This is a genomic window from Muribaculum intestinale (assembly GCF_002201515.1).
Classification (GTDB): domain Bacteria; phylum Bacteroidota; class Bacteroidia; order Bacteroidales; family Muribaculaceae; genus Muribaculum; species Muribaculum intestinale.
The window spans coordinates 700,424-725,573 of sequence record NZ_CP021421.1 but is presented as its reverse complement, the minus strand read 5'-3'; the positions used below and the strand labels follow the sequence as shown (position 1 = coordinate 725,573).

General features: G+C 51.8%; 14 protein-coding genes. 5 read left to right on the top strand and 9 right to left on the bottom strand.

Annotation, left to right across the window (positions count from 1 at the left end; translation table 11 throughout):
- Positions 1-16 precede the first annotated feature (16 nt).
- From ADH68_RS03120 to ADH68_RS03100, 5 genes are all read right to left on the bottom strand, one after another.
- Entirely contained in the window at positions 17-1,252 is a 1,236-nt protein-coding gene (locus ADH68_RS03120; RefSeq protein ID WP_068959850.1) for a DUF1735 and LamG domain-containing protein, read from the bottom strand.
- A 24-nt stretch (positions 1,253-1,276) separates the two neighbouring features.
- Positions 1,277-2,236 carry a glycoside hydrolase family 18 gene (locus tag ADH68_RS03115; protein ID WP_068959851.1) on the bottom strand — a complete coding sequence of 320 codons (960 nt, stop codon included), beginning with the start codon at positions 2,234-2,236 and terminating at the stop codon, positions 1,277-1,279.
- A gap of 41 nt (positions 2,237-2,277) precedes the next feature.
- A complete protein-coding gene (locus ADH68_RS03110) occupies positions 2,278-3,840 on the bottom strand; it encodes a SusD/RagB family nutrient-binding outer membrane lipoprotein (protein ID WP_068959852.1) in 1,563 nt (520 codons plus the stop codon).
- A gap of 23 nt (positions 3,841-3,863) precedes the next feature.
- Complete coding sequence (locus tag ADH68_RS03105) at positions 3,864-6,893, bottom strand: SusC/RagA family TonB-linked outer membrane protein (RefSeq protein ID WP_068959853.1); 3,030 nt, start codon at positions 6,891-6,893, stop codon at positions 3,864-3,866.
- A gap of 521 nt (positions 6,894-7,414) precedes the next feature.
- Positions 7,415-10,318, bottom strand: a complete 2,904-nt coding sequence (locus tag ADH68_RS03100) for a glycoside hydrolase family 3 C-terminal domain-containing protein (protein ID WP_232321420.1) — start codon at positions 10,316-10,318, stop codon at positions 7,415-7,417.
- 246 nt (positions 10,319-10,564) lie between these two features.
- Here ADH68_RS03100 and ADH68_RS03095 point away from each other — a divergent pair, with 246 nt between their 5' ends.
- Complete coding sequence (locus ADH68_RS03095; RefSeq protein ID WP_232321422.1) at positions 10,565-11,359, top strand: SGNH/GDSL hydrolase family protein; 795 nt, start codon at positions 10,565-10,567, stop codon at positions 11,357-11,359.
- 75 nt (positions 11,360-11,434) lie between these two features.
- On the opposite strand, the gene nhaA is transcribed toward ADH68_RS03095, so the two are convergent.
- Positions 11,435-12,832 (bottom strand): Na+/H+ antiporter NhaA, encoded by a 1,398-nt coding sequence (nhaA, locus tag ADH68_RS03090; protein ID WP_068959855.1) that lies wholly within the window; start codon positions 12,830-12,832, stop codon positions 11,435-11,437.
- A 187-nt stretch (positions 12,833-13,019) separates the two neighbouring features.
- Here nhaA and ADH68_RS03085 point away from each other — a divergent pair, with 187 nt between their 5' ends.
- Positions 13,020-13,433, top strand: a complete 414-nt coding sequence (locus tag ADH68_RS03085) for a PH domain-containing protein (RefSeq protein ID WP_133165730.1) — start codon at positions 13,020-13,022, stop codon at positions 13,431-13,433.
- Positions 13,434-13,462: 29 nt separating this feature from the next.
- On the opposite strand, the gene ADH68_RS03080 is transcribed toward ADH68_RS03085, so the two are convergent.
- Together ADH68_RS03080 and lepA are read right to left on the bottom strand one after the other, a co-directional pair.
- Positions 13,463-14,518 carry a glycerate kinase gene (locus ADH68_RS03080; protein ID WP_068959857.1) on the bottom strand — a complete coding sequence of 352 codons (1,056 nt, stop codon included), beginning with the start codon at positions 14,516-14,518 and terminating at the stop codon, positions 13,463-13,465.
- Positions 14,519-14,546: 28 nt separating this feature from the next.
- Positions 14,547-16,334, bottom strand: coding sequence for a translation elongation factor 4 (gene lepA, locus ADH68_RS03075; protein ID WP_068959858.1), 1,788 nt, complete (start codon positions 16,332-16,334; stop codon positions 14,547-14,549).
- Positions 16,335-16,438: 104 nt separating this feature from the next.
- Here lepA and ADH68_RS03070 point away from each other — a divergent pair, with 104 nt between their 5' ends.
- Positions 16,439-19,411: a DEAD/DEAH box helicase gene (locus tag ADH68_RS03070; protein ID WP_068959859.1), complete on the top strand. Its 2,973-nt coding sequence runs from the start codon at positions 16,439-16,441 to the stop codon at positions 19,409-19,411.
- Between the two features lie 16 nt (positions 19,412-19,427).
- Complete coding sequence (locus ADH68_RS03065; RefSeq protein WP_068959860.1) at positions 19,428-21,278, top strand: hypothetical protein; 1,851 nt, start codon at positions 19,428-19,430, stop codon at positions 21,276-21,278.
- Positions 21,279-21,291: 13 nt separating this feature from the next.
- Here the strand turns inward: ADH68_RS03065 and ADH68_RS03060 are convergent, their stop codons facing one another.
- Complete coding sequence (locus ADH68_RS03060) at positions 21,292-23,268, bottom strand: KUP/HAK/KT family potassium transporter (protein ID WP_068959861.1); 1,977 nt, start codon at positions 23,266-23,268, stop codon at positions 21,292-21,294.
- A 182-nt stretch (positions 23,269-23,450) separates the two neighbouring features.
- Here ADH68_RS03060 and ADH68_RS03055 point away from each other — a divergent pair, with 182 nt between their 5' ends.
- Positions 23,451-24,890, top strand: coding sequence for a sialate O-acetylesterase (locus ADH68_RS03055; RefSeq protein ID WP_068961954.1), 1,440 nt, complete (start codon positions 23,451-23,453; stop codon positions 24,888-24,890).
- Positions 24,891-25,150 lie beyond the last annotated feature (260 nt).

Genomic DNA, 25,150 nt, shown 5'->3' with positions numbered 1-25,150 from the left:
GCGATGATTGTGTTAATTATTCAGCACACTTGTTATTGTCGTCGTTGACCCAGTTGATAGCTCCTGCTGCTTCGGGAGTGGCCACCATTACGCCGTTCTCACTCTTGTCGCGGCTTGTATTGGCCCAGTCCATGTCGTATCCGTGGCCTGTGGCGTCGTGGAAAATAGAGCCGGAACCTTCGTTGAACTTCCAGTAGGCCACGAGACCTTCAGAGCCTGCGTCGACACCACATGTACCGAGTTTGATTTCACCCGGAGAGAGCGCACGGTTCCATACGCGCATCTCGGCTATACGGCCGTTGAAGCGCTGGCTGGCAGGATATCCGCCACCCCATGACATGCCGAGCTCGATACGCTGGAAGTGGATTGGGTCGGTACCGCTGTAGGAGCCTTCGGTGTCCTTGTTGCCGTCGATATACATCGTGAGGTTGGAGCCGTCGAATGTAAATGACAGAAGATACCAGCGGTTGGTGTCGAACAGAGTGTTGGAGACGATATTGCCGCCGGGACATACCCACTGGAGAGAGCGTGCGGGCTTGCCGTTCTCTGAGAAGCGGAGCATCGATGAGTTGCTTTCATCCTTTGCGGTGAACGAGCAGAGGCGTGTCGGGTTGCCGTTGCCGTTCTGGTTGTAGTTGAGACCCCATACTTTGAGCTCATATGTAAATCCACCGCTCATGTCGACCATCTTGCTGTCGTCGAATATGAAGTTGGAGTACATGGTGGGATTTGCGATATCAAGAGCAGTGAACTGGAGAATGCGTGCTACCTGGAGGTAGGCGGTGCGCTGTGCCGCAAGGATTTCAACACCATCGGCATCCACGATTGTGACGGGGATGAGGTAGGTGCGGCCTTCCTCAAAATCCTCGGTGCTGACCATACGTACCTGAAGTGCGTCGGAGAATGATTTTCCGGCAGGAATCACGGCCTGGTCGTTGACGAGCTCTGCTGCACCGTCGGGGATGGGGAAGTAGGATGTCTGGTGTTGGCGGTTGTATTCATCCACTTTCGAGGGGTCGATGGCCACCTTTACCGTGAGGTCGCGGTCGAGCGGAGCGACGAGCGAGACTGAAACATTCTCGGACGTGGGGGTATCCTCGACCACGAATTTACGAATGGGATCGACATCGGTGCCCGACATGAACGCGAGGTTCTTGTCGTAGTCGAATTTGTCGCCTTCGGAGTTGCATGCAGTCAGCGCGAAAGCCGCAGCAGCAAACAATATCGAGCGATGTAATATAGTTGTTTTCATTTTATTTGTCGGTTGACTGATTGATTAGTAGGGAACAGCTGGATTCATAATCTGTATGGCCTGGCGGAATGCATTGTAGGGTATGCCTGACACATCGAGGAAATTGTCGTCGAGATAGTAGACACCGCATCCGCCTTTGCGACGACCGTCGCCCGGCTCCCACTTGGCGTACTCAAGGAGCATGCCGTTGTGGCCTGTGGGGCCGAATCCTTTACCGAACTGCTCGCAGAAAATCTGCTTTTCAATCGGGTATCTGGACGAGGGGCGGAGTCCGCCTGTCTGGTCGGAATAGGCCTGCTGCACGAAATAGTCGCAGTAGGGTTCGCAGTCTGATCCGGGCTGGGCCGAGAAGTAGTCGACGATGAGGAGCATGTCGGGATTCTCTCCCATCGGTCCCCAGTACTGGCCGAGAATCTTCACGAGGCGGAATATGTTGGTCTCATCCCAACCCTCGTAGTCGATATCCACGCCGTTGAGGCCTGCGTCGTTGACCTGCTTCATAATCCAGCGTGCATATGCTTCCATTACGTCGTCGGATACGTTTGAGTCACCTGCCATGTCGTATTCAACGCCGTCTACCTCAAATTTGTGGCGGTAGTGCGACGCGTCGGCATGCATCACGAAGCGTGTGCCGAGTTTCTCCTGGCAGTACTTCATGTCCTTGTATGCAACGGGGTGGGTGTCGGGCATCGGCACGGCCATCCAGAGGTTGACGATATCGATTGAGTCGGGGAGTCCGATGAGACGCTCGCCGAGCGATGCCGGGTCCTTGAATCCGACAGCGCCTTCTACAGGAGCCCATGCCGCATAGTAGGCGAAGCTGACCTCATGGTCGGTCTTCTTGAAATCGCGGATATTCTTGAAGTAGGTTTCGTCGAAGGTGTAGGGCTTCTGCACGTCGATGTGCTCTACATCGGTGTCGCACGATGTGAGGGCTGCTGCGCCGGCCATCATTGCTACGAGACCATATATCTTAATATTCATAGTGATATTACTTTTTCTGATGGATTATAGAATAAGGGGAATCAGAAGCGGGTGTTTTTGTCCCACCATGTGCGTGTGCCGGCATTGTCCGCTCCACCGAGAGCCTGCACGCCGAGAGCTACGCCTGCGGTATTGTTCTGACGCTCCTGAAGGCAGAAGGGGAGACGACGGGGGCCGAGTTCCGACTTGACAACATTGCCTGAGCCGTTGGTCTTGGTGTCGATGAGGTCGGGATAACCGGTGCGGCGTACTTCGGCCCATCCTTCGGCTCCGTTGGGGAAGAGTGATATCCACTTCTGTGTGGCGATACGCTCAAGTTTTCCCTCGAAGTTGGCTGAGGCATCCCATGCGGGAGTCAGTCCGTTGGTTGTGAAGGTGTAGTTGTAGCCTGACACGGGGTCGGAATATCCTGTGATTGTGTTGGTGCTCGACAGGTATTCGCCAATTGATACACCGGTCTCCTCCATCGCTGTTTTCACACCGGCTTCGTAGAACGACTGTGCGTCGCCGAACTCGGGCCAGCGGAGAGCGGCCTCTGCGCGCAGGAAGAAACTTTCGGCTGCGGGCATCCATACGACGGGGGTGTTGTACTTGGTGATGTTGAAGTGGGAGCACTTGGTCTGGTAGTCAGACAGGTTGCCGGTGATGCCGAGGGGCACTCCATAGTAGTCACCGTCGACAGCGGTGAAGTAGGCCGAGCAACGGGGGTCGCCGAGCTGCTTCATAATCTCTACGATTGAGGCGCCAACGCGGGTATCGCCTTCGTTGAATTCGTAGTCGATTACATAGAGCGGGTTTTCATACTGCTGAAGTTCCTGGCGGAGTTCGGCACGCTGTGTCTTGGTCTCGATGAATCCGATGGTGTTTTCCATCGATTTCTTAACCTCGGCTTTGGCGAGATCGGGGTTGGCGTATACGACACGGAGTGCAAGACGCATGCGCAGAGTGTTGGCAAAGCGTATCCAGCTCTCGGTGTTGCCGCCGTATACGAGGTCGTAGTCGGGAAGTATCTCGGTGCCTCCGCCCACATAGTAGGCCGTGAGGTCGTCGATAGCGTCGCCGAGTTCGGTGAAGAAGAGGTTGTAGACAGCCTCCTGCGAGTCGTAGTTGGTAGTGCTGCCGTAGTTTACATAAGGAATCGGGCCAAATGTGTCGGCTATTGGCGACATGCCGGCTACCTTTACGATATTGGCGATGGCGAGCACCTCCGAGTTGTTCTGCTCCTTGGCGAGCTTGCTTACCTCGAGCCAGGGCATCATTATGCCGGTGTATGCTTCGTTGAATGTGGAGTTGATCCACTGGTCGTTCATCACATACTGCTGGTGGGTCTGGAACGCACCGAGTGTCGAGCCGGCATATCCTGCAAAGAGGTCGTGGGAAAGATTGCGGCTAATCTGATAGTCGGAGCTGAGTTTGCCGCCGAGCGCCACGAGGATGACACGTGTCTGCATCTGCTGGATGAAGGCTCCTGTCTTCAGGTTGTCGACCTTCATCATGTCCTCGGTCACGCCGTTGGGGTTGATGTTGTCCTCCATATCGATACACGATGAAGCGAGCAGCGACAGGGCGAGAGTGGCAACCGGAAATATTTTATTATATTTCATGAGTTTTCGATTGTTGGGATTAATTAAAACTGTACTTTAACCGAGAATCCGAGTGTGCGGAGGCTCGGGCTCATAAAGTTGTCGATACCCTGCATGTAGGTGCCGGTAGAGGCTGTAAGCTCGGGGTCGTAGGGAGCCTTTCTGTAGAAGAAGAAGAGGTTCTTGCCGATGAGCGACACGTTGAGGCCCTTTACAAATCCGCCCCACTTCTGTACGGGGAAGTCGTAGCCGAGGGTGAGCTCGCCGAGGCGTACGTTGGTGGCTGAGTATACATACCATGCGCCGATACCGCCGCTCTGTCCTGCCGAGCCGACTTTCTGGTAGAAGTCCTGTGCGGGGATGGGGCGTCCGTTGACAATCACGCCGCCGTTGAGACGTGCATCCTCGGTCTGCTTGGAAGCACCGTAGTAGTCGAGTACGGCCTGTGTCTGGGAGATGCCGATACCGCCTACGCGGGCAGTGATGAGGAATCCGAGGTTGATGCCTTTGTAGTGGAGGTCGTTGCCCCAGCCGAGATTGTACTTGGGAGAAGCGTTGCCGACTTTAATCCACTGGTCGGGCTGTGTTGTAACTGTCTGGTCAATGGGATGGACGTGGATGTAGCCGTGCTCGTCGGTCTTGAGAGTGTTGACATAGATGTCGCCGATAGAGCCGCCCTTGGTAACACGAGTCTGATACATGGATGTCGATGCCATAATCATCTCGGTGAGGGGTGCGGGTTCGCCGGTGATGGGGTCAACGTAGTCGGATGCGAGGTCTTTTACCGTGTTGCGGTTAATCGAGTAGTTGAGGTAGGTGGTCCAGGAGAGATCGCCCCATGTGTTGGAGAAGCGTGCCGAAAGCTCGATACCCTTGTTGTCGACGCGGCCTCCGTTGAAAATCTCGGATGTGTAGCCGGTAGAGGGAGCGAGCTGACGCTCGAAGAACTGGTTGAGAGTACGCGAGTAGTAGAAAGTAGCGTCGAGACGGAACTTGCTGTCGAACATCGCGAGGTTAAGACCTGCTTCCCATGCTTTTGTGCGTTCGGGCTTCAGGTTGTTGTTGGGACGGCGTGTGACAGTGGTGACTGCACCGTCCTTGATTTCATACGTGGGATTAGCGATGAATACTTCAGGGGCATTACCTACTTCGGAGTATGATACACGTACCTTGGCGAAGTTGAGTATGCGGCTCTGCATGCCGAGGATGTCGGTGACAATACCTGAGATACCTACCGAGGGGTAGAAGAACGAGCTTGTCGATGTGCCCTTGAATGTCGACGACCAGTCGTTGCGTGCTGAGAGGTCGAGGTAAACTTTCGACTGGTATCCGAGCTGCATTGTGCCGAATACGGCGCGCTTTTTCAGATGGAATCCGTCCTGACGGGCGAGGTCGCGTCCGGCGAAGTCGACGTTGGCGAATGTGAAGAGGTTGGCAACGGTCTTGAGCTGTCCGCCGAAATAGTCGTTCTGGTAGTCGGTGTTCTCGAAGTTGGCTCCGGCATTGACCATAAGGTTGAGGTTGCGGTCGAAGAGGTACTTGTTGATAGATGCAAGGAACTCGCCGTATACCTGCTGGTTGGTGATAGCCTCCTTGGAGTAGAAACCGTACTTAGACGCGTACTGGGTGTTGGTACCGGCGTCGAATTTACGTTCGCGCGACTCGTTGGCGCGGTCGATTTTGGCGCGTGCGGTGACATTGAGCCAGTCGGTGAAGTCGTAGCGGAACTGAGCGGAAGCCGTGTAACGGTTCTTCTTGTTGGGCATCTCGATGTTTTCGGTAATCCAGTAGGGGTTCATTAGAGCCATTGTCGAAGAGTAGGGGAAGTACTCGTCCATAAGTCCGCGACCGGGATTCCAGCGCTGGTATGCCTGCATCTTGGAGAAGTCTTCGCCGGAAGGGAAGAGGTAGAGCGACACGAGTGGGTTGTAGTACAGGCCCTGTGATGTCATGTTCTTCTCGTTGATCTGGCTGAGGTTGAAGCTGAGGTCCATTGTCAGCTTGTCGTTGGCCATCTTGGTGGTGTTGCGCACGGTGGCGTTGTAGCGCGAGTAGTTGTTGTTGTGGACAACGCCCTCGGCATTGGTGGTGCCGATGGAGAGATATGTCTGGTTGCGGGCGGTGCCGGTTGTGAGGGCTGCCGAGTTGGTCACGTTGAAACCGGTCTGTAAGAAGTCGGCGGGGTCAAATGTGCTGTTCTGAGCGAGTCTTGGGCCCCAGCTGAGATAGCTTCCGGTCTCGGAGGGTCCGAATGATGTCTGGAATTCGGGCATCACGGCCACACGCTGGAATGTGGTGTTGTTGGAGATGGTGACACGTGTCTGGCCTTCCTCACCTTTTTTTGTTGTAATCATCACAACGCCGTTGGCTGCGGCAGAACCGTAGAGCGCAGCGGCCGACGGGCCTGAGAGCACTGATATATTTTCTATATCGTCGGGGTTGATGGCCGACAGTGGGTCGCCGGTCTGGGCTGCACCTTCGTATACGCCTTCGGGCTGAGTGGCAGCGCGGCTCATGTCGAGCATGGGGATACCGTCGACAACATAGAGGGCGTTGTTGTTGCCGGAGATAGACTTGGCGCCACGCATTACCACGCGTGTGCCGCCGCCTACACCTGAGGCTGAGGCATTGATGGTGACGCCTGCCACCTTGCCTGCAAGGTTGTTGACGAAGTTGGCGTCGGCAATGCGGGTGATGTCGTCATTGTCGATTTTCTGAACATTGTAGGAAAGAGATTTCGCTTCTTTCTTGATGCCGAGAGCGGTGACTACTACTTCAGAAAGATTCTGAGTCTCTTCTTTCATAGTGACGGTGAGAGGCTGGCCTGTTACTTTCACGGCAGTCTTGGCGAAGCCGATGTAAGTAAATTCGAGGGTCTGGCCTACAGAGGCTTTTACGTTGAAGCGGCCGTCGATGTCGGTAATGCCGACAATCCCTTTGCCTTGGATACCGACTGACACGCCTGTCAGAGGATCACCATTGGCATCGAGAACCTCTCCGCTCACGGAAGTTGCTCCGGCAGAGGCAGTAGCTTCTCCCGAAGTTGCAGGGGCATTGCCCTGAGCAGACAGCATGGGAGCACAGCATAATGCGCACGCCACAACTGCATACTTTGTTTGGATGAACTTTGGATTCATGGCACTTGGGCTAAATTAATATATGATTGGTTTAACTTAAAATAAAGCAAAATCATGACGGCCTGGCCATAGTGTGTATGGCGAACCAAAATCAGACAGCATTGAAGTATTACGCACAATACCAAATCAATGTTGGAGACAGTTTACGGATGTGGAAGAGATAAAGACATCGTTATGCGACGCAAAGTTATTAAGAAAATATAAAAACGGGGGGGGTAAAAGTTAAAGATGCTTAAATTAAGGAATCGCATTATGTTAAAATGAGAATTAGCAATTGTTAATTCTGATAATATTTGGTTTGATTCAATAGGGAGACATAATCGGTGTCGCTTGTGTGTGCAGTCGCCGGGGTATATAATATATATAATAAAGGTATGGGATATGGAAAGCCCGGCGCTTGTGCCGCTGTGGCGGAACTTGCGTCGGGCTTTCTGTTATTGTTAGCGGGGTATATGCGATTACCGGTTGTGGAAAATGCTTGAGTGGCGTGAGATGAAGTTGAGCGATTTCCATGGACTGCCGATGCCCTCCGGCGAGGGGACTGTGAAGGTTATCGCTTTTGACTGGCCCGGATTGAGTTCGTAGTGGCGAGTGTCGCCGGTGCGAGTACCGTCGACATACATGGTGAGCTGTCCCGTGTCGGTGAGATTGCCCGAGTTGGTTACGTTGACAGTGACGATGTCGGAGCCGTCGGTCAGATTATGGCTAATATCGGTGATTGTAAACTCATATCGGGCGGCGGCAGGGATATCATATCGGAGAGTTCCGGTGACTCCTCGACCTTCAGGATAACCGAGAGAGTCCTTTATGCGGTCTTTTGCCGTGAAGTCGGGACTCATGCCTCCTACCATAATCTTGAAATCGCCCGGTTCGACCACTCGGTCCATATCGACATTGAGTAAAGAGAGGTCGTAGGGTGTGAGGGTGAAAGTGACGGTATGGGTCTGTCCCGGCTCAATGGTAATGCGCCGGAAACCTTTGAGTTCCATTACGCGAGTCTTTACCGAGGCATACATGTCGGTGATGTAGAGCTGTGCCACTTCGTCGCCTGTGCGCGAGCCGGTGTTGGTGATGTCGGCTTTTACCTCGACATTGCCGTCGGGCAAAGTGGATATGCGCAGATTGGAGTAGGCGAACGTGGTGTAGCTTAGTCCGTAGCCGAACCGGTAGAGCGGGTAGAAGTCCATGTCGACATACTCATATCGTCGGCCGGAGGTCTTGAAGTTGTAGTTGAGAGGGAGTTGCGCGGCACTCTGCGGGAATGTCATCGGCAGTCGGCCAGCGGGATTGTAATTGCCGAAAAGCACGTCGGCAGTCGCAAGGCCGCCTTCCTGACCGGGGAGCCAGTTGACGATGATGGCTTTAGTCTGGCGAGATGCCGACGACAGGTCGTAGGGTCGTCCGATTTGTGCTACCAGCACTACGGGAGTGCCTGTGGCGCATACGGCATCGAGCAGTTCCTGCTGCATGCCCTGGAAGCGTAGAGAGGCGAGGTCGTGGTTTTCGCCTGAGGTAGGCCGTTTTTCTCCATCAATAGATGGATGGCCCGAGTAGTCGCCGAGCACTACTACGGCTACATCGGCCTTGCTTGCGGTTGCAACGGCATCGGCGAGTCCCGCAGGGTCGTCGGTGGTGAATCCACATCCTTTTGAGTAGATAATCCCGGTGGATGGCGATGCCGAGGCTTTTATGCCGTCGAGTACTGATTTTATCTGTCCGGGCAACTGTTTGCCCGAATAGTCGCCGAGCTGAAGATTGTCGGCTCCCGGGCCTATAACTGCGATTGTACGGATGTCATCGGACAGCGGGAGGAGCGAATCCTCGTTTTTCAGCAGCACAATCGACTGGCGAGCCATCTCCCGGGCGAGCGCCACGTGTTCGGGCGACTGCCATGATGGGAACTGCTTGTCCCAGTTGAGCGGACGGCTTGGATTGTTCTCGAAGAGGCCTGTACGGAACATCACGCGGAGCATGTCGCGGCACACGTCGTCAAGGGCGGTCATGTCGAGGCGCCCCTCTGTTGCAGCCCGGATTACTTCCTTGTCGTTGTAGGTGTCGCCGCAGTTTGTGGCTATTCCGGCGCGGAGTGCGTCGTTGGCGGCCTCGATTTTGTCGAGTGCAGTATAGTGTTTGCGCGATGTCATGTTGGCTATGGCGCCGCAGTCGCTGACGATGAATCCGTCGAATCCCCATTCATCACGGAGTATGCCTTTGAGCAGCTCCTTGCTCTTGCCTACAGGCACACCCATATAGTCGCCATATGACATCATGACCGACTGCGGTCGGCATTCGCGGAATACGTTGCGGAAAGGTACAAGATGGATTTCGCGCATCTCTCGCTCGTTGAACCCTACGTCGTGGCTGTCGCGTCCGCCCAAAGGCGCTCCATGTGCGCCAAAGTGCTTGGACGTAGTTATGAGCCCAAGGCTCTGGTATCCGTTGACCCACGCCTTGCCCATCTCCGAGCATAGATACGGGTCTTCGCCGAAGCTCTCTTCGCATCGTCCCCATCGAGGGTCAGTGGCGACATCGAGCACCGGCGACCATGCTGCGATAGAGCCGGCGTCGAGACTTTCGCGGCCTATCGCCTCGGTCACCTTATATAATAATGGAGCATTCCATGATGCCGCCATGCCGAGCACCTGTGGAAAAATGGTGGCTCCGGTGCCATAGCTGTAGCCGTGTATAGCTTCTACTTTCTTTATATCGGGAATGCCAAGGCGTTTTACTCCCGGTATGCCCCAGCCTTCGCGTATGAGTTCCATTTTTTCCTCGGGAGTCATCTGTGCGAGCAGTATCTCTATGCGTCGGTCGATAGGGAGAGATGTGTCGAGATATGAGCGGTCGATGCCGGAGTCGTCGGCAACACTGTCGCCGGCTTCGATGGCGATTGCCATCTCGTAGATATTCCATGTCCTGGATATTACTCCCGGCTTGATGGCCAGGCGTACATGGGCGCCGTATTTAGCGGGAAATTTCAGTATTGTGTTGCCTGTCGGGCGGTCGGTGGCGACAGTGAAGTCGACAGGTTCGCCGAGGTTCATAGGGTCGTATGTGACATATATTTCAATGGCCTTTCTGAGCTGGTCGGCAGTAGCGCCTTTTTGAGTGAGAGTGATGCTCTGAACGTCGCCGGGGTTGGCGACAGTGGCCATAATCCACTGCGGCTTTTTTAATAGGGTGGCATCGACAGTCCATGCCGTAGTGTTGTCGTTGTCGAATGCTTTGGCTACTTCAGTCTGGGAGGCTGAGGCTGAAGCCGACATTACCGGGGATACTTCATGGCGTGCGGTTGCGGAGAGTGATGTCGCAGCCATCGCCAGCGCTATGGCAAGCGCTCTGCTGATTGTCGTAGGTGTCATAATCGTTTCGTTGAAAATACAGTTATATCGTTCGATACTGCAAATATACAAAATTTGCATAATCTTAAGAGCTTGTATAATAATAAATGTTACCGTCGTAAAACCGGATGGAGACGTGATGTACGGGAACGTTTGCGGAGGGTATCAGCGACAATTTTGTTAAAAATGCGGTAATTGAGTGTTGGCTGTAAGGCGGAAATAATTATATTTGTCGTTGAAAATACCAAATTTTGAAAAATACGGATTATGAAAAAAATCATGTGGCTAATGCTTGTAGCGCTCCTGTCGCTGCTTCCTTCTATTGCCGATGCCAAGAAACAGGCTGAGCCTGTCGATTCGGTGCGTATCCTTTTTATCGGAAACAGTTTTACTTATCACAATAAGATGCCTCAGATGGTCGACAGTATTGCAACCTCACAGAAGCGGGCTGTATCGATTACTACGGTAGTGAAAGGCGGACAGCGTCTGTCGGGACATCTGGAGAATCCGAAGTTGCACGAACTTCTTAAGAAAGGAGGCTGGGATTTTGTGATTGTCCAGGAGCAGAGCACTGATCCGGCACTTCCTACTGCTCAGGTTGTTGAGAAGGTATATCCCTCGGCCCATACGATTGACTCTCTTGTGATGGGCGGGTCGCCAAATGCCAAGGTGATTTTCTTTATGACATGGGGTCATAAGTACGGCTATCGGGTACCTATGCCCGAATATCCTCCTATGAACAGTTACGAGGGTATGCAGCATCGTCTTATTACATCATATCTTGAGATGGCCTATGACAATGATGCCCTTTGTGCACCGGTCGGTCTTGCGTGGAAACGTGTACGTGAGGAGCGCCCCAATATTATATTGTATAACAACGATTGCTACCATCCGTCGCGCATCGGTAGCTATCTGGCAGCTAATGTGATATATACCACGATGTTCCCCAAGAGATATCAGAGTAAATTCCGGGCGGGGCTGTCGGGTTCGGAGGCCGAGTATCTGCAACAGGTAGCACAGTCGACTGTGCTCGACAATCTTACGTTGCTCAACTTTAAGTAAGGGCTCTGTAGTAAAATATTATCGCCGCCTTATGTAGTCGAGACAGAACTGATACATAAGGCGGCGATATTTTGTCTATTCACCGGTGTCCTGTGCTGTGGTGGGAAGGAAGTGGTGGAGCAGCAGGAATCCGCCTGCGCCGGCTATAAGAGAGCCAATGACGATGCCGAGTTTGGCGTTGTTGAGCAGTGTGTTGCCGGTCTCGCTGCCTCCTCCAAACGAGAGGTTGGCGATGAAAAGCGAGACGGTGAATCCAATGCCGGCGAGCATCGCTATGGAGGCAATCATCTTCCAGTCGGAGCGTGCGGGCATCGGGGCGAGCCCGGTCTTTACCGTAACCCATGAGAACGCGAAGATGCCTAAGAATTTGCCTACGACCAGACCGATTATGATAGCGAGGCTTATACCGCTGAAGAATGCGCCGGCGCTCATGCCCCAGAAGCATATCCCTGCATTGGCGAATGCAAACAGCGGTACAATCAGGTAGCTTACTACAGGGTGTAGAGAGTCCTCAAGGTCCTGGAGCGGAGATATCACTTTGTCGGATGCCGACTCAATCTCTTTGAGCCAGTCCATCTGGTCTTTGTCGAGAATTGATCTACGCGACAGCGACTCATCATCGTCGGCATTGAAGTGGGCTATGGCCTTGCGTATCTGTTTTATATACTTCTCGGGAGCGAATACCGGCCGCGAAGGTACACAGAACGCTACGAGCACACCTGCAATTGTGGGGTGGATGCCTGAGTTGAGGAACAGATACCACACTATTATGCCTACGATTATGTAGAATATCTTGCTCTGAATCGATAACACGGAGCCGAGAAACAGCAGGCCGAGCATGCATATGCCTCCTACTATGAACCACGGCTCTATGTGGGTGGAATAGAACGCTGCGATAACGATAATGCCGCCGATATCGTCGACTACCGCAAGGGTGGTAAGAAAAATCTTCAGAGATATCGGCACTCGCGAGCCGAGCATGGCAAGTATGCCGAGCGAAAAGGCTATGTCGGTTGCCATCGGTATGGCTGCTCCATCTGTGTAGTCAGTGCCTGAAGCCATAAGCCAGAATAATCCTACCGGAACCACCATTCCGCCTATTGCCGCCACAATCGGTAGCAGAGCCTGCTTGAAAGAGCTCAACTCTCCGACCAGTACCTCGCGCTTTATCTCCAGACCGATTGTAAAGAAAAATATGGCCATCAGCGCGTCGTTGATAAACTGTAGCATCGACATCGGGTGACCTCCATGGCTGAAGATGTTGAACGTGCCTACCTGCAGGCGTATCTCCTGGTCCCAGAAGTCGGCATACAGGGTATTGATTCCCGGAATGTTGGCTACGATAAGGGCTAGTACGGTAGCGGCTATCAGTGCATTTCCGCCTGATGCATGGGAAGTGAGCGCGCGTTTGGCGCTGTAATATACTTTTGCCGGAAATTCTTTAGGAGTTGAATCAATATGTTGTGAAGACATAGGCGAGGGGCTGTTTGGGTTTTCTATCAATATAGATAACAATGTCACAGCTTAAGAGTTTTATGTCTGTGGTGTGGTGAATTTTTCTGATATAATAAGGAATCTCCTGTCTGTTAATTGGAAGGTGTTATTATCTTTTTGATGTTTAAGGAGAAATTGATATATTTGCCGGAGTAAATATTGTAATGTGAAAATCTATAGGTCAAAAATCGATTGCTGGCTGGCAGTGATGATATCGGGCATTACCATTTTGCCTACGCTTCCGCTTGTAATTTCGGGGGAGGATATCTGGGTAGTGGTCTTATTGGCATTTATTGCTGCATTGGAGATTGCTGTAGTCATAGGATTCCGATATGTCATAGACGGCTCGAAGCTCATGGTTAAGGCTCTTTATGTTATCAATAGCGGTACATATGATATCGGCAATATCGTTGAGATAACTCCGACCCGTACGATTCTTTCATCTCCGGCTGCTTCGTTGGACAGGATTGCAATATCGTTCATCAACAGTCGTACGCCACTGGTAATATCGCCTGTAGACAAGGATGCTTTTATCCTGGCGCTGACTGCGATAAATCCTGATATACGGGTGAAATCCTGACCAGAAACAGATGGAATACAGAGGCTATTTCAGATATATGCTTTGAGACGGTCGACGATGGCCTCGCGGATACGCCATGCCGCAACCTCCGGAGTTATGGGGTGAACATCGCGCGGCTCATAGCTGTCGGCAGCTATTATGGCAGTCAGGTCGTTACCTTCCGGTGAGGCGGGCGAGTCGGTCGAGATGGCGCAGTCGGCATCCACACATCCGCCGATAGCGATTACCGGTGTGGAGGTGGTGCGGTGGTATTCAATGAAATAGGATAATACTTTTCCCATGGCCGACTGCCTGTCGATACGGCCCTCGCCGGTGATGACAAGGTCGGGGTGAAGCACGCTGATGCGGTCCCCTGCCACTATATCCACTCCGCGCATGAGCTTGCCGCCCATTGCGAGTATGGCAAATCCGAGGCCTCCGGCGGCGCCGGCTCCCGGTGTGTCGGGGTCTCCTTCCGGCATCATTTTTATCGCTTTGCGCAGACGCATCTCAAGCATGGCCATATCGTCGGCATCGGCGCCTTTCTGTGGCGCGAAAGTCAGGGCCGACGGCTTGCCTGCGTGTGCGAGCAGCGGCACACCGGCGTCATACAGGCCAACTATCTGGGGCATATGCACCTTGAATCGGGCCATGTAGAGTACCATGCCGAGCCCTGCGTCGCAATTTGCCGTTCCTCCGAGTCCGATAATCGCCTGTCGTACATCATGGCGCTCCTGGACTATCGACAGAAGTTCGCCGACGGGAGCCGATGAGGTGCGCATTATGTCTCGTTTTCCGGCAGGTACGAGCGATAATCCTACAGCGGTAGCGGAGTCGAAAAGTACGGTTTTATTCTCCGGATGATAGTAATATACCGACGTTGTGAGGGGGAGTCCCTCTACAGGGGCATGTATGACAGCCTCGTATCGGGCATATCCCATCTCCGGGGCTATTATCTCGGCGGTGCCTTCTCCGCCGTCGGCCATAGGCACAATATGTATCTCAGCATCGGGACACACGGCAAGCACACCCTCGCGCATGGCTTCTGCAGCCTGACGCGAGGAGAGCGTGCCCTTGTATTTGTCGGGAGCTATGGCGATTATCATGCTGAGGTTGCTGTACAGGCGTATGGAATCAGTCGAGCTTGAGCACGGCGAGGAATGCCTTCTGCGGCACTTCTACTGAACCAATCTGCTTCATGCGCTTCTTGCCTTTCTTCTGCTTCTCGAGCAGTTTGCGCTTACGAGAGATGTCGCCGCCGTAGCACTTGGCGGTAACGTCCTTGCGTACGGCCTTGATTGTCTCGCGGGCGATGATTTTGGCACCGATTGCAGCCTGAATGGCAATGTCAAATTGCTGGCGCGGAATGAGTTCCTTAAGTTTCTCACACATGCGACGGCCGAATGTCACGGCATTATCCACATGGGTAAGTGTCGACAGTGCGTCGACGCTCTCGCCATTGAGCAGAATGTCGAGTTTTATGAGTTTAGACTCGCGGAAGTCGTGGAGATGGTAGTCAAACGATGCATATCCCTTGGAAATGGATTTGAGCTTGTCGTAGAAGTCAATCACAATTTCGCCGAGCGGGAGGTCGAATGTCAGCTCGATGCGGTTGCCGGATATGTACTGCTGGTTGAGCAGTTCGCCGCGTTTGCCGAGACATAGGGTCATAATCGGGCCGATGTAGTCGGCGGCGGTGATAATCGACGCACGTATGTAGGGCTCTTCGATGTGGTCGATAAGCGTAGGTTCGGGTAGGCCCGAGGGGTTGTGTACCTCGGTCATGTTGCCTTTCTTGTCGAACACCCGGTAGCTTACGTTGGGCACGGTGGTGATTACATCCATGTCGAACTCTCGGCCGAGACGTTCCTGAACGATTTCCATGTGGAGCAGTCCGAGGAATCCGCAGCGGAATCCGAATCCGAGAGCCATCGACGACTCCGGTGTGAATGTAAGAGATGCATCGTTGAGCTGTAGCTTTTCAAGCGAAGAACGCAGATTTTCGAAGTCTTCTGTTTCAATCGGGTAGACGCCGGCGAATACCATTGGCTTCACTTCCTCAAATCCGTCTATTGCTTTCTCGCATGGACGGTCTACGTGGGTGATTGTGTCGCCTACTTTTACCTCCTTAGAGGTCTTGATGCCTGATATGATGTATCCGACATTGCCTGCCGACAATTCCTTGCGCGGCGACATGTCCATCTTCAGCACGCCTATTTCGTCGGCATGGTATTCTTTGCCGGTAGAAACGAATTTTACAAAATCGTCCTTGCGGATAGTGCCGTTTACAATCTTGTAATAGGCGATAATGCCGCGGAACGGATTGAATACAGAGTCAAAAATAAGAGCTTGCAATGGCGCATCGGGGTCGCCCTGAGGTGCAGGTATGCGGTGCACTATGGCCTGAAGAATTTCCGGCACGCCGATACCGGTCTTGCCGGAGGCGCGGATTATATCCGAGGGGTCGCATCCGAGCAGATCGACAATCTGGTCCTCGACCTCGTCGGGCTTTGCGCTGTCAAGGTCTACCTTGTTGATTACCGGAATAATCTCAAGGTTGTTTTCAAGGGCCATGTAAAGATTTGATATCGTCTGGGCCTGGATGCCCTGGGATGCGTCGACTATAAGGAGCGCACCCTCGCATGCGGCAATCGAGCGCGATACCTCGTAGGAGAAATCGACGTGTCCCGGAGTGTCGATAAGATTGAGCGTGTAGTGTTCTCCGTCAAGAAGATAGTCCATCTGTATGGCGTGGCTCTTGATAGTGATGCCACGCTCACGCTCGAGATCCATGTCGTCGAGCACCTGTGCCTGAAGGTCTTTTTCGGCTATGGTATGGGTATATTCCAGCAAGCGGTCGGCCAGGGTGCTTTTGCCATGGTCGATATGGGCGATTATGCAGAAATTTCTGATTCGTTTCATAGTGTGCAAAGTTAGTGAAATTTTTTGAGATTTTTTCGAATGATGTGCAGATGGATTGTTAATGGGATTTGTTATATTTGCAGTTTGCTTATCAAGAAAAAACATTGGATTCGTTAGAAAAAAACAATAGTGTATTTTCCTCGTCGTTTGCAGCCGGACTGACAGGACTGCGTCCGGTAAGCCGTGTAGTGCGCTCAACGGTCGTTGCCGATGATTTCCGGTTTCGGATCAGTCGCGCGACAAGCGGTAACCGACATTCAGAGGCTTTTGTATCGGTAGTTGATGCAAAAGGCAAAGAGGTGTCGCCCGACAGGTCGAGAGTAACGGTGGCGGCCGGGCGAGTGCTTGATGCTATGCGAGAGTCTCGCTCTCAGTCGGGGTTTATGCTCGGGTGGGATGGTGTCGACAGCGCTGTTAGTCTGTCGCGTTTTCCTGTGGTGGGCACCTTGCTGCTCGACTGTCATAATGTTGATGTAGAGGGAGTCGGCCCTGTGAGCACTTCCATAGAGCCGGCCAAGGTGTCTGTCGAGTTGCGAAGGATAGCTGACAATGACGGTAATACCTTGCGTTTTGAGCCTGAACTCGGAATTGCCGTCGAGTCGACAGAATCCGATGGCGAATCGCAGTACCGCATATTGGCGCCGGAAAATCTGCTGTCAAGGAATATAGCGCTTGACGGCAATGTGTTGCGCAGCATTGCCGACATTGGCGACAACTTTAATATCATATCGATTTTTCTCAGCAGCCTGCCTCCTGTCGGTCTAAACCAGTGGCTCAGCCTGTTTTTTACATATATAGATAATGTAACGGTGATGCTCGACGGACATCCTGTAGAGTGGAGCCACAATGCCGCGGGGTATGAGCCTACGATAGTGTTTACACGAGTAGATGCCGACCGCTCGCTTAACATGGAGGTCGCCAGGTTGCTTCCCGGCATAGATTTCAATCTACAGCGACGCCTTCAATTTACTGCGGTAGCTGTAGACGGTGGTGACGGACGTCCTGTCATATGCCGTACACAGCAGCCTGATCTCCGGGATTCCGATAATGACGCCGACAAGATAGCGGGTATGCTGCGGTATTATACACCGAGCCGGGCCGCATATAAAAATGTATATCGCGAGGGCTCTTTTTTCATTGTTCCGCCGGAGGTGGCCGGGCCGTTTCTGCTTCATGGTCTCCCGTCGTTGCTAAGAGAGTTCCGTCTGATAGGTTCGGAGCATCTGCGGGAATATAAGATACAGGCCGCTTTCCCTAAAATCAACATGCGCATGATGTCGTCGGGAATCAATTTCCTCGACACTCAGGCTGAGGTGGATATCGCCGGTGAGAAGATAACCCTTCCCGATCTTCTCAGCCAGTATGGCAACCAGCGTTTTGTAGTGCTTTCCGATGGCAACCGTGCGATACTCGATGACCGCTATATGCGCCGTCTTCAGCGTATATTCAAGGTTGAAGGCTCCGGTAAGGAAGCAAAGGTCAAGGTGTCGTATTTTGATATGCCTGAAATCGAGGCTCTTCTTCAGGCACCTCTTGAAGGCGTGGCTCCACAACAATATCGGGCATTTCTGGAGGGATTCAGAATGCTTCCGTCGTCAGAATTGTCTCTGCCTGGACTTAATGCCACACTCAGACCGTATCAGCTTGAGGGTGTCAAGTGGATGAAGTATCTGCGTGACCATGGCATGGGCGGATGTCTTGCCGATGACATGGGCCTGGGAAAGACCGTGCAGACCATAGCGTTGCTTACAATAATATATGGCGGAAAGATATCTGCTGATGAAAGGCCGCGTAGGCGCGGACGTCCTCGCAAGAATGAGAACCCCATGAATATAGTTGCCGATGGTAGTATCCTGCCATCTCTGCTTGTTATGCCCAAGAGTCTTATATTTAACTGGGAGAGTGAGATAGCCCGATTCGCGCCATGGCTGAGTACCTATACCTATTATGGTGTCAACCGGAATATTGATGAGGCATGCAGAGCCAATGTGGTGCTTACTACCTATGGTATGATGCGCAATGATATCGATACATTCCGAGGCCGGACATGGGAGTATGTGATACTCGACGAATCGCAGAATATCAAAAATATGGAGTCGCAGACGGCTAAGGCGGCATTTATATTGAAATGTAACAACAGGCTTGCGCTTAGCGGAACGCCGATGGAAAACAATATAATGGAACTGTATTCTCTGTTCCGCTTTCTTAATCCCGGTATGCTTGGCGATGCGGGCGACTTCAGTCGTCAGTATGCGATACCTATTCAGAACGAGGCCGATACCGAGGCTATGACAAGTCTGAGGCGCAAACTGTATCCTTTTATGCTACGCCGACTTAAACGCGACGTGCTTACCGAACTGCCCGACCTTACCGAGCAGACGCTATATACCGAGATGGAGCCGGCCCATGCACGCCTTTATGAGGAACGCCGCCGCTATTATCAGGACATTATCAGCAAGTCGATAGAGTCTGACGGCATGCAGAAGAGCCAGATTGTGATATTCCAGGCACTTAGCGAACTGCGGCGTATTGCATCGGTGCCGAATATCCTTACCGACGGCGCTGTCACTTCGCCAAAGCTCGACCCGCTTGTGGAGACGATATCGGAGGCTGCCGCCAACGGTCATAAATGTGTTGTATTCTTCAACTTTATTGCCGGAATAGAACTTGTAGGGGAGCGTCTTGAACGTCTGGGTATAGATTATGCCACAATGACAGGCTCGACAGGCGACAGGCGCAGTGTGGTGCAGCGTTTTCAGAACGATGCCGACTGCAAGGTGCTGCTGCTGACCCTTAAGGTAGGCGGTGTCGGGCTTAATCTTACTGCCGCCGATACAGTGTTTATCTACGAGCCATGGTGGAACCGCGCAGCCGAAAAACAGGCTATTGACCGTCTGCACCGCATGGGACAGAAGATGAAAGTCACTTCATACTCGATGATAACACGCGGCACTATAGAAGAGCGCATACGCCAGTTGCAGGAGCGTAAAGCTGCTCTGTTCGAAGGTCTCGTTTCTTCCGACTCGACTCTGTCAAAGCAGATATCACAGGAAGACGTAGATTTTATTCTATCATAATCCGTACAAACTCTATATGAAGGACAAGGTAATTGAACTCGTCACTATATATGCCGGCAATGAGTCGGATGTGGAAGCTATTATAAGGGAACTTGCCGTATACCGGTCGGTGTATATCCAGCGGATGCTTCATTACGCATTTGTCGATATAGGCTACAGCGAGCCGGAAGTCGACTGGAGTGCGTATAATGGTAAGCCTCTCTTTACTAATGGAGAGATGAGTCAGGCGATACTCGATAGCTCCTCCAAGAGGCGAGGCCATCTTACCGAGATATTTGCGGTGTTTCTGTCGGATTGCCGTAATCTGAAATGGCTTGTTGACAAGATTCCAGAAAAAGAACTGAGGCTATGGCGCAAATGTCTGATTTCGGGTGTTGTAAGCGAGATGGAGGTACGTAAGGCTCTTGACATTACCGGATCGTCGGAAGTGTTTATCGACAAGACCCGTTTCTCGTGGCTATACCCGACACCACGGTCGATACAGCAGTTCAGGTGGAGCTGGAGAAAGACAAAGTCAAAGCTGGAATTTGTCATTGACGGACTGTTGCGTCCGTATCTTTTGGCCGTATTATATCCTGAGGCAGCCGATTTCTGCAAGTTGGATACACTGCCTGATAATCTTAGGGTATTTTCAGATGTGGGAGGCTCGCTTAAGGCAATGTCGGACTACGATGCCTTGGTTGCCGCAAGAATGTTTGACTCCGGCTCGGTGCATGTGACATTGCCGGTAATCCGACGTGTTTCTGCCGGAGTGGGGTTGAAGGAGTTTTTTGCCAATGACAAAGAGAGCAAATATTATGCTAATGCGAGGGGGCGCATCGTTGTCAACCTGATGATGGAACTATTCCTGACTGAATCGGGGGTGTCAATGTCGCCGGCTGAGCGTTGCCGCTATGTTGTGGGGCATATTGGAAGTGTCGTGCCCGATTTTGTGAGACGCGCGCTGATGCCTCAGCTTAAGGGGAAGTTTGCCAACTCTCCGTTTGACAGCATGGCCAGTGAGATGGCATACCGTATTATGCGTATGATAGCCAGGCATTCCGAACCGGAGAAATGGATTGAGTCCAAGGGATTTATCGATTATTTCAGGATGCTTTACGGTGTCTATGGCGACAATCTGCTTGTGGACAACTACAGTTTTGACCGTAGCAGTATGTACGTAAGGTCGGGTGTGAAGAGTGGTGGGGAGCATTATATCGCATTGGATGAGAAATTTGAATATCTGATAGTGCCGATGATACAGGGCGTAGTGTTTATGCTTGCCGCGGTAGGAGCGGTTGAAGTGGCATTTGTCGAACGTGATGCGGTAAGCTGTAGCCCGTTCTGCGGACTTATGTACTGGCGTATCACTGAGCTTGGACGTTTCATACTCGGAATCACCAACAGATATGAACATACGGTGGAGATACGGTCGGTCAATGATTTTCTTCTTGATGACCGTTATCTTCTTGTCACTCTGGCTAATCCTGATACATCAATGCGCGGCATACTTGACCGGTTTGCCCGCCCGGTATCTGCAAACCGGTATGCCGTGACTGCCGAGACATTTCTGCGCAACTGCAAGGATAGTGGAGATATCGACCGGACGATAAGTCTGATACGGAATTTCGTATGTCCTGAGCCTCCCGACAACTGGATTGAATTTTTCAGCCGCATACGGCGTCAGGCATGCGCTGTTGCAGTCGATGATACGGATTATGAAGTGTTTGTAATCGACCGTGAGGACAAGGAGCTGCAGCAATATCTGGCGATGTCGCCGGAGATGCGCGAAATCGCCATCTGTGCGCAGGGATTCCGTGTGCTTGTCGAATTGGGCAATCTGCCACGTTTCAAGGAACTGTTGCGCGACAAAGGGTATCTGCTTTAGATAGTCTCTTAGATTATGCTTCGGCAGATTGACCGGACCGTCTGATGCGGCGTCGGTGGGAGGTGGAGATTATAAGAGGAACTGACTCCATGACCACTCCGGATGTGTCAAGCCCCATGGCTTTCAGATCGCTGATGCCTATATGGCGCAGTCTGTCGTGCATGCGCAAAAGCATTGTGTCTTTACGCGTGCATGAACTTTCGGCTGAGAACAGTCGGTTGATTACCACAAAGCGGAAGTCGCCGGCCACGCCATGATGGCGCAATGACGGGTACGACGATGTAATGTCGACTTTCCCGTCCTTTACGAGGTCTTCCACAACCTGCCTGAGATAGAGGCTGATTTTCGGCTCTACGCGGAATCCCATCGTTATGGTGACGAAGAACATGGTGTCTTCAATCAATTCGTCGACTTTATAGTCGAGGCGCCAAGGGTCGTCACTGCGCTCGATATGTATTATCCAGTAGTGGTCGGCACGTTTTGGCTGACGGCTTACTATGGAGTAGAGGAGTTTGTTTTCGAGCTTACGCGGATTGGCAGAACGGCTGAAATATACAATGTTGGATGCATAACGCGGCACTTCATTGTCGTTTTTCAGGTCGCGGATAAGGGCGAGCTTGCTGTCGACACTGCTGAATTCGATGTGAGAGTCGCGTATGCGTGTCGAGTTATACCATATAATCATCACAATCGCTACCATGCCGGCAATGAGGAGAGTAAACCATCCTCCATGGGTGAATTTGACGGCATTGGCTGCGAAGAAAATAGCTTCAAGAACACCGAAAAACACCAGAAACGATATGCATATCCACAGTGACTGCCCTTTGTGGCGCAGGTATATGGCAAGCAGCACTGTAGTCATAAGCATCGTTATAGTGATGGCCAGTCCGTAGGCCGCTTCCATATGGCTTGAGTCGCGGAACAAAAATACAGTGATCAGACATCCTGCAAGAAGAGTCCAGTTTATCGCCGGAATATATAGCTGCCCTTTTTCGTTTGAGGGGTACTTTATTCTGAGTTTTGGCCAGAAGTCGAGGTTTATCGCTTCGGAGAATATGGTAAAAGAGCCGCTGAGGAGTGCCTGGCTTGCTATAATAGCGGCTCCCGCCGACATGGCTACACCTATCGGCATGAACCATGCGGGCATAATGCTGTAGAACGGGTTGACTCCTTTTATGCCTCCTGTGCCGATAAGCCATGCGCCTTGCCCGAGATAGTTTACAATCAGGGATATTTTAACGAATATCCAGCTTATGGATATATTCCAGCGTCCGCAGTGGCCGAGGTCGGAGTAGAGTGCCTCGGCTCCTGTGGTGCAGAGGAATACCGCTCCAAGTATCAGAAACCATTCGGGATATGTCGATAGCAGTCTGATGGCATACCAGGGATTGAATGCGCTCAGAATATGGGGCGCGTAATGAATGTTGCATGCACCGAGCACACCAAGCATAAGAAACCATGCGAGCATGAACGGACCAAACATACGGCCTATTTTTCCTGTGCCGTTCTGCTGCAATATGAATATACCGATGATGATGAGCACGACAATGGGAGTGACCGGTACTCTGGGAGTTATGATGGATAGGCCCTCGATGGCCGATGTCACTGTAATCGCCGGGGTGATAACTCCGTCGGCAATGAGAGCGGCCGCGCCTATTGCACCGACGAGATAGAGTCTCTTCTTCGGCAGATTCTTTATGAGTGAGAATAGAGCGAGTATACCTCCCTCGCCATTATTGTCGGCCCTTAGTGCTATGATTACATATTTTAGTGTGGTCTGGAGGGTGAGTACCCATATCACACACGACACGGCACCTATTATATAGTCGGCATCGAATCCGGGATTTACTCCTGTAATCGCTTTCATTACATATAGCGGCGAAGTACCGATGTCTCCGAATACTATGCCTACGGCAATTAGAAGGCCCATTGCAGAGAGTCCTTTCAGGGAGGCTGATGATGAGGTATGTCGGTTAGTTGTTGTTTTCATATCGATAAATGTGGCAAATACTATGATGCATAATTCTAACAATACAGGTATGCAATTGGTTTTTTGTGGAATAGCAAGGCGTTTTATTTGGAAAGTCGCTATATTTGTAATCCGGTTAACTATCGAAACAATTATTAGAAATGAAAGTAAGAAAAGAGAATGTAAAATCAGTGGCCTGCCGGATGCCGATGGTATTTGCGGGTATAGTATTGTCGGCATCTACAGTTGAGGCGCGCGTAGTGCTTCCCCATGTGTTATCGGACGGTATGGTGCTACAGCAGCAGACGGATGTAAGGCTGCGAGGCAAGGCAACACCCGGATGTAAAGTCGAGGTGACGGGTTCGTGGGATGGTGCCAAAGCAGTGTCCGAGGTCGCGAACGATTCATTGTGGTGTGTGACAGTGTCTACACCTAAGGCCGGCGGTCCGTATGAAATCGTGATATCGGATGGCGATGGAGTGCCGGCAGTAATCGGAGATGTGCTGATAGGAGAGGTGTGGTTCTGCGCCGGACAGTCCAATATGGAGATGCCGATGAGGGGATTTGACCGACAGCCTCTGAGAGGAACCAACGATATCATAGCCAGATCCAGGGAGTCTACAAAGATTCGTGTTTTCACTCCCGACAGTAAGAAAGGGCAGTGGGTACGCTCTTCGGCCAAGACGCCTCAGCGGGATGTGGCCGGAGAGTGGTGGAGCAATACTCCGGATAATGTTGCCAATACAAGCGCTGTGGCATATCTGTTTGGGAAATATCTCAATGAGGTGCTTGATGTGCCGGTAGGTCTTATCGTGTCGACTCTTGGAGGCTCACGCATTGAGCCTTGGATGTCGAGGGAGGCCATGGACAAGTTTGCCAGATACGGTTACGAGCATCTTGATGAGGGTGTCAAAGATAATCCATGGAATGATCCGTGTCTGCTTTTCAATGCGAAGGTAGCGCCGTTTACAGATTTCCCGGTGAAGGGATTTCTTTGGTACCAGGGTGAGAGCAACCGACACAATGCCGATGACTACGATAGTCTTATGGCCAGTATGGTATGTGACTGGCGTGCTCGCTGGGGCGGTGGTGAGGAGATGCCGTTTTATTTTGTTGAGATAGCTCCTTTCCGATATGAGGGTAACGATGGCACTTCGGCCGCGCGGCTGCGTGAGGCTCAGGCAAATGCTTTGAAGAAGATACCCAACAGCGGCATTGCGTCGACACTCGATGCTGGAAACTACAATTTCATCCATCCCGTCGACAAGTTTACTCCGGCAGAACGTCTGGCGTGGATGGCGCTTACTGACACATACGGGCTGACGGGATTTGGTTCTCACTCTCCACAGTATGAGTCAATGGAGATAAAGGATGGAAAGATATATATAAATGTAAAGAATGCTCCCAATGGTCTGTGTCCGATGTGGACTTCGCTTTCCGGATTCGAAATCGCCGGTGACGACCGTCGGTTTTACCCGGCTTTTGCCGAAATAGAGGAGCGGAGCTGTCGCCTTGCTGTAAGCTCGGATATGGTGAAGGAGCCGGTGGCTGTGCGCTATTGTTACCGCAATGTGCCCGAGATGTCGGTATATAATGTGGCAGGGCTTCCTCTTTTGCCGTTCCGGACCGATGATTGGGACTGACAGGAAATGACTTGCTTATACGGAATAAATATACATAAACTTGTGAATGTGAGCGATTTTTAACATTTAAATCGCTCATATTTATTTGGCAGAGAATCAAGGAGATGTGAAATTTTTTATGTTAAAAAACATAGTTTTATTGCAGGTTTTCGGATATTTCATCTAACTTTGCATCGTAATTAAGCGTATATATTAGTGAAAAGCCGGAGAGCCGGCAGTTAAATTGTTTTAGGTCGAAGCGGATTAAAACCTGCTTCATT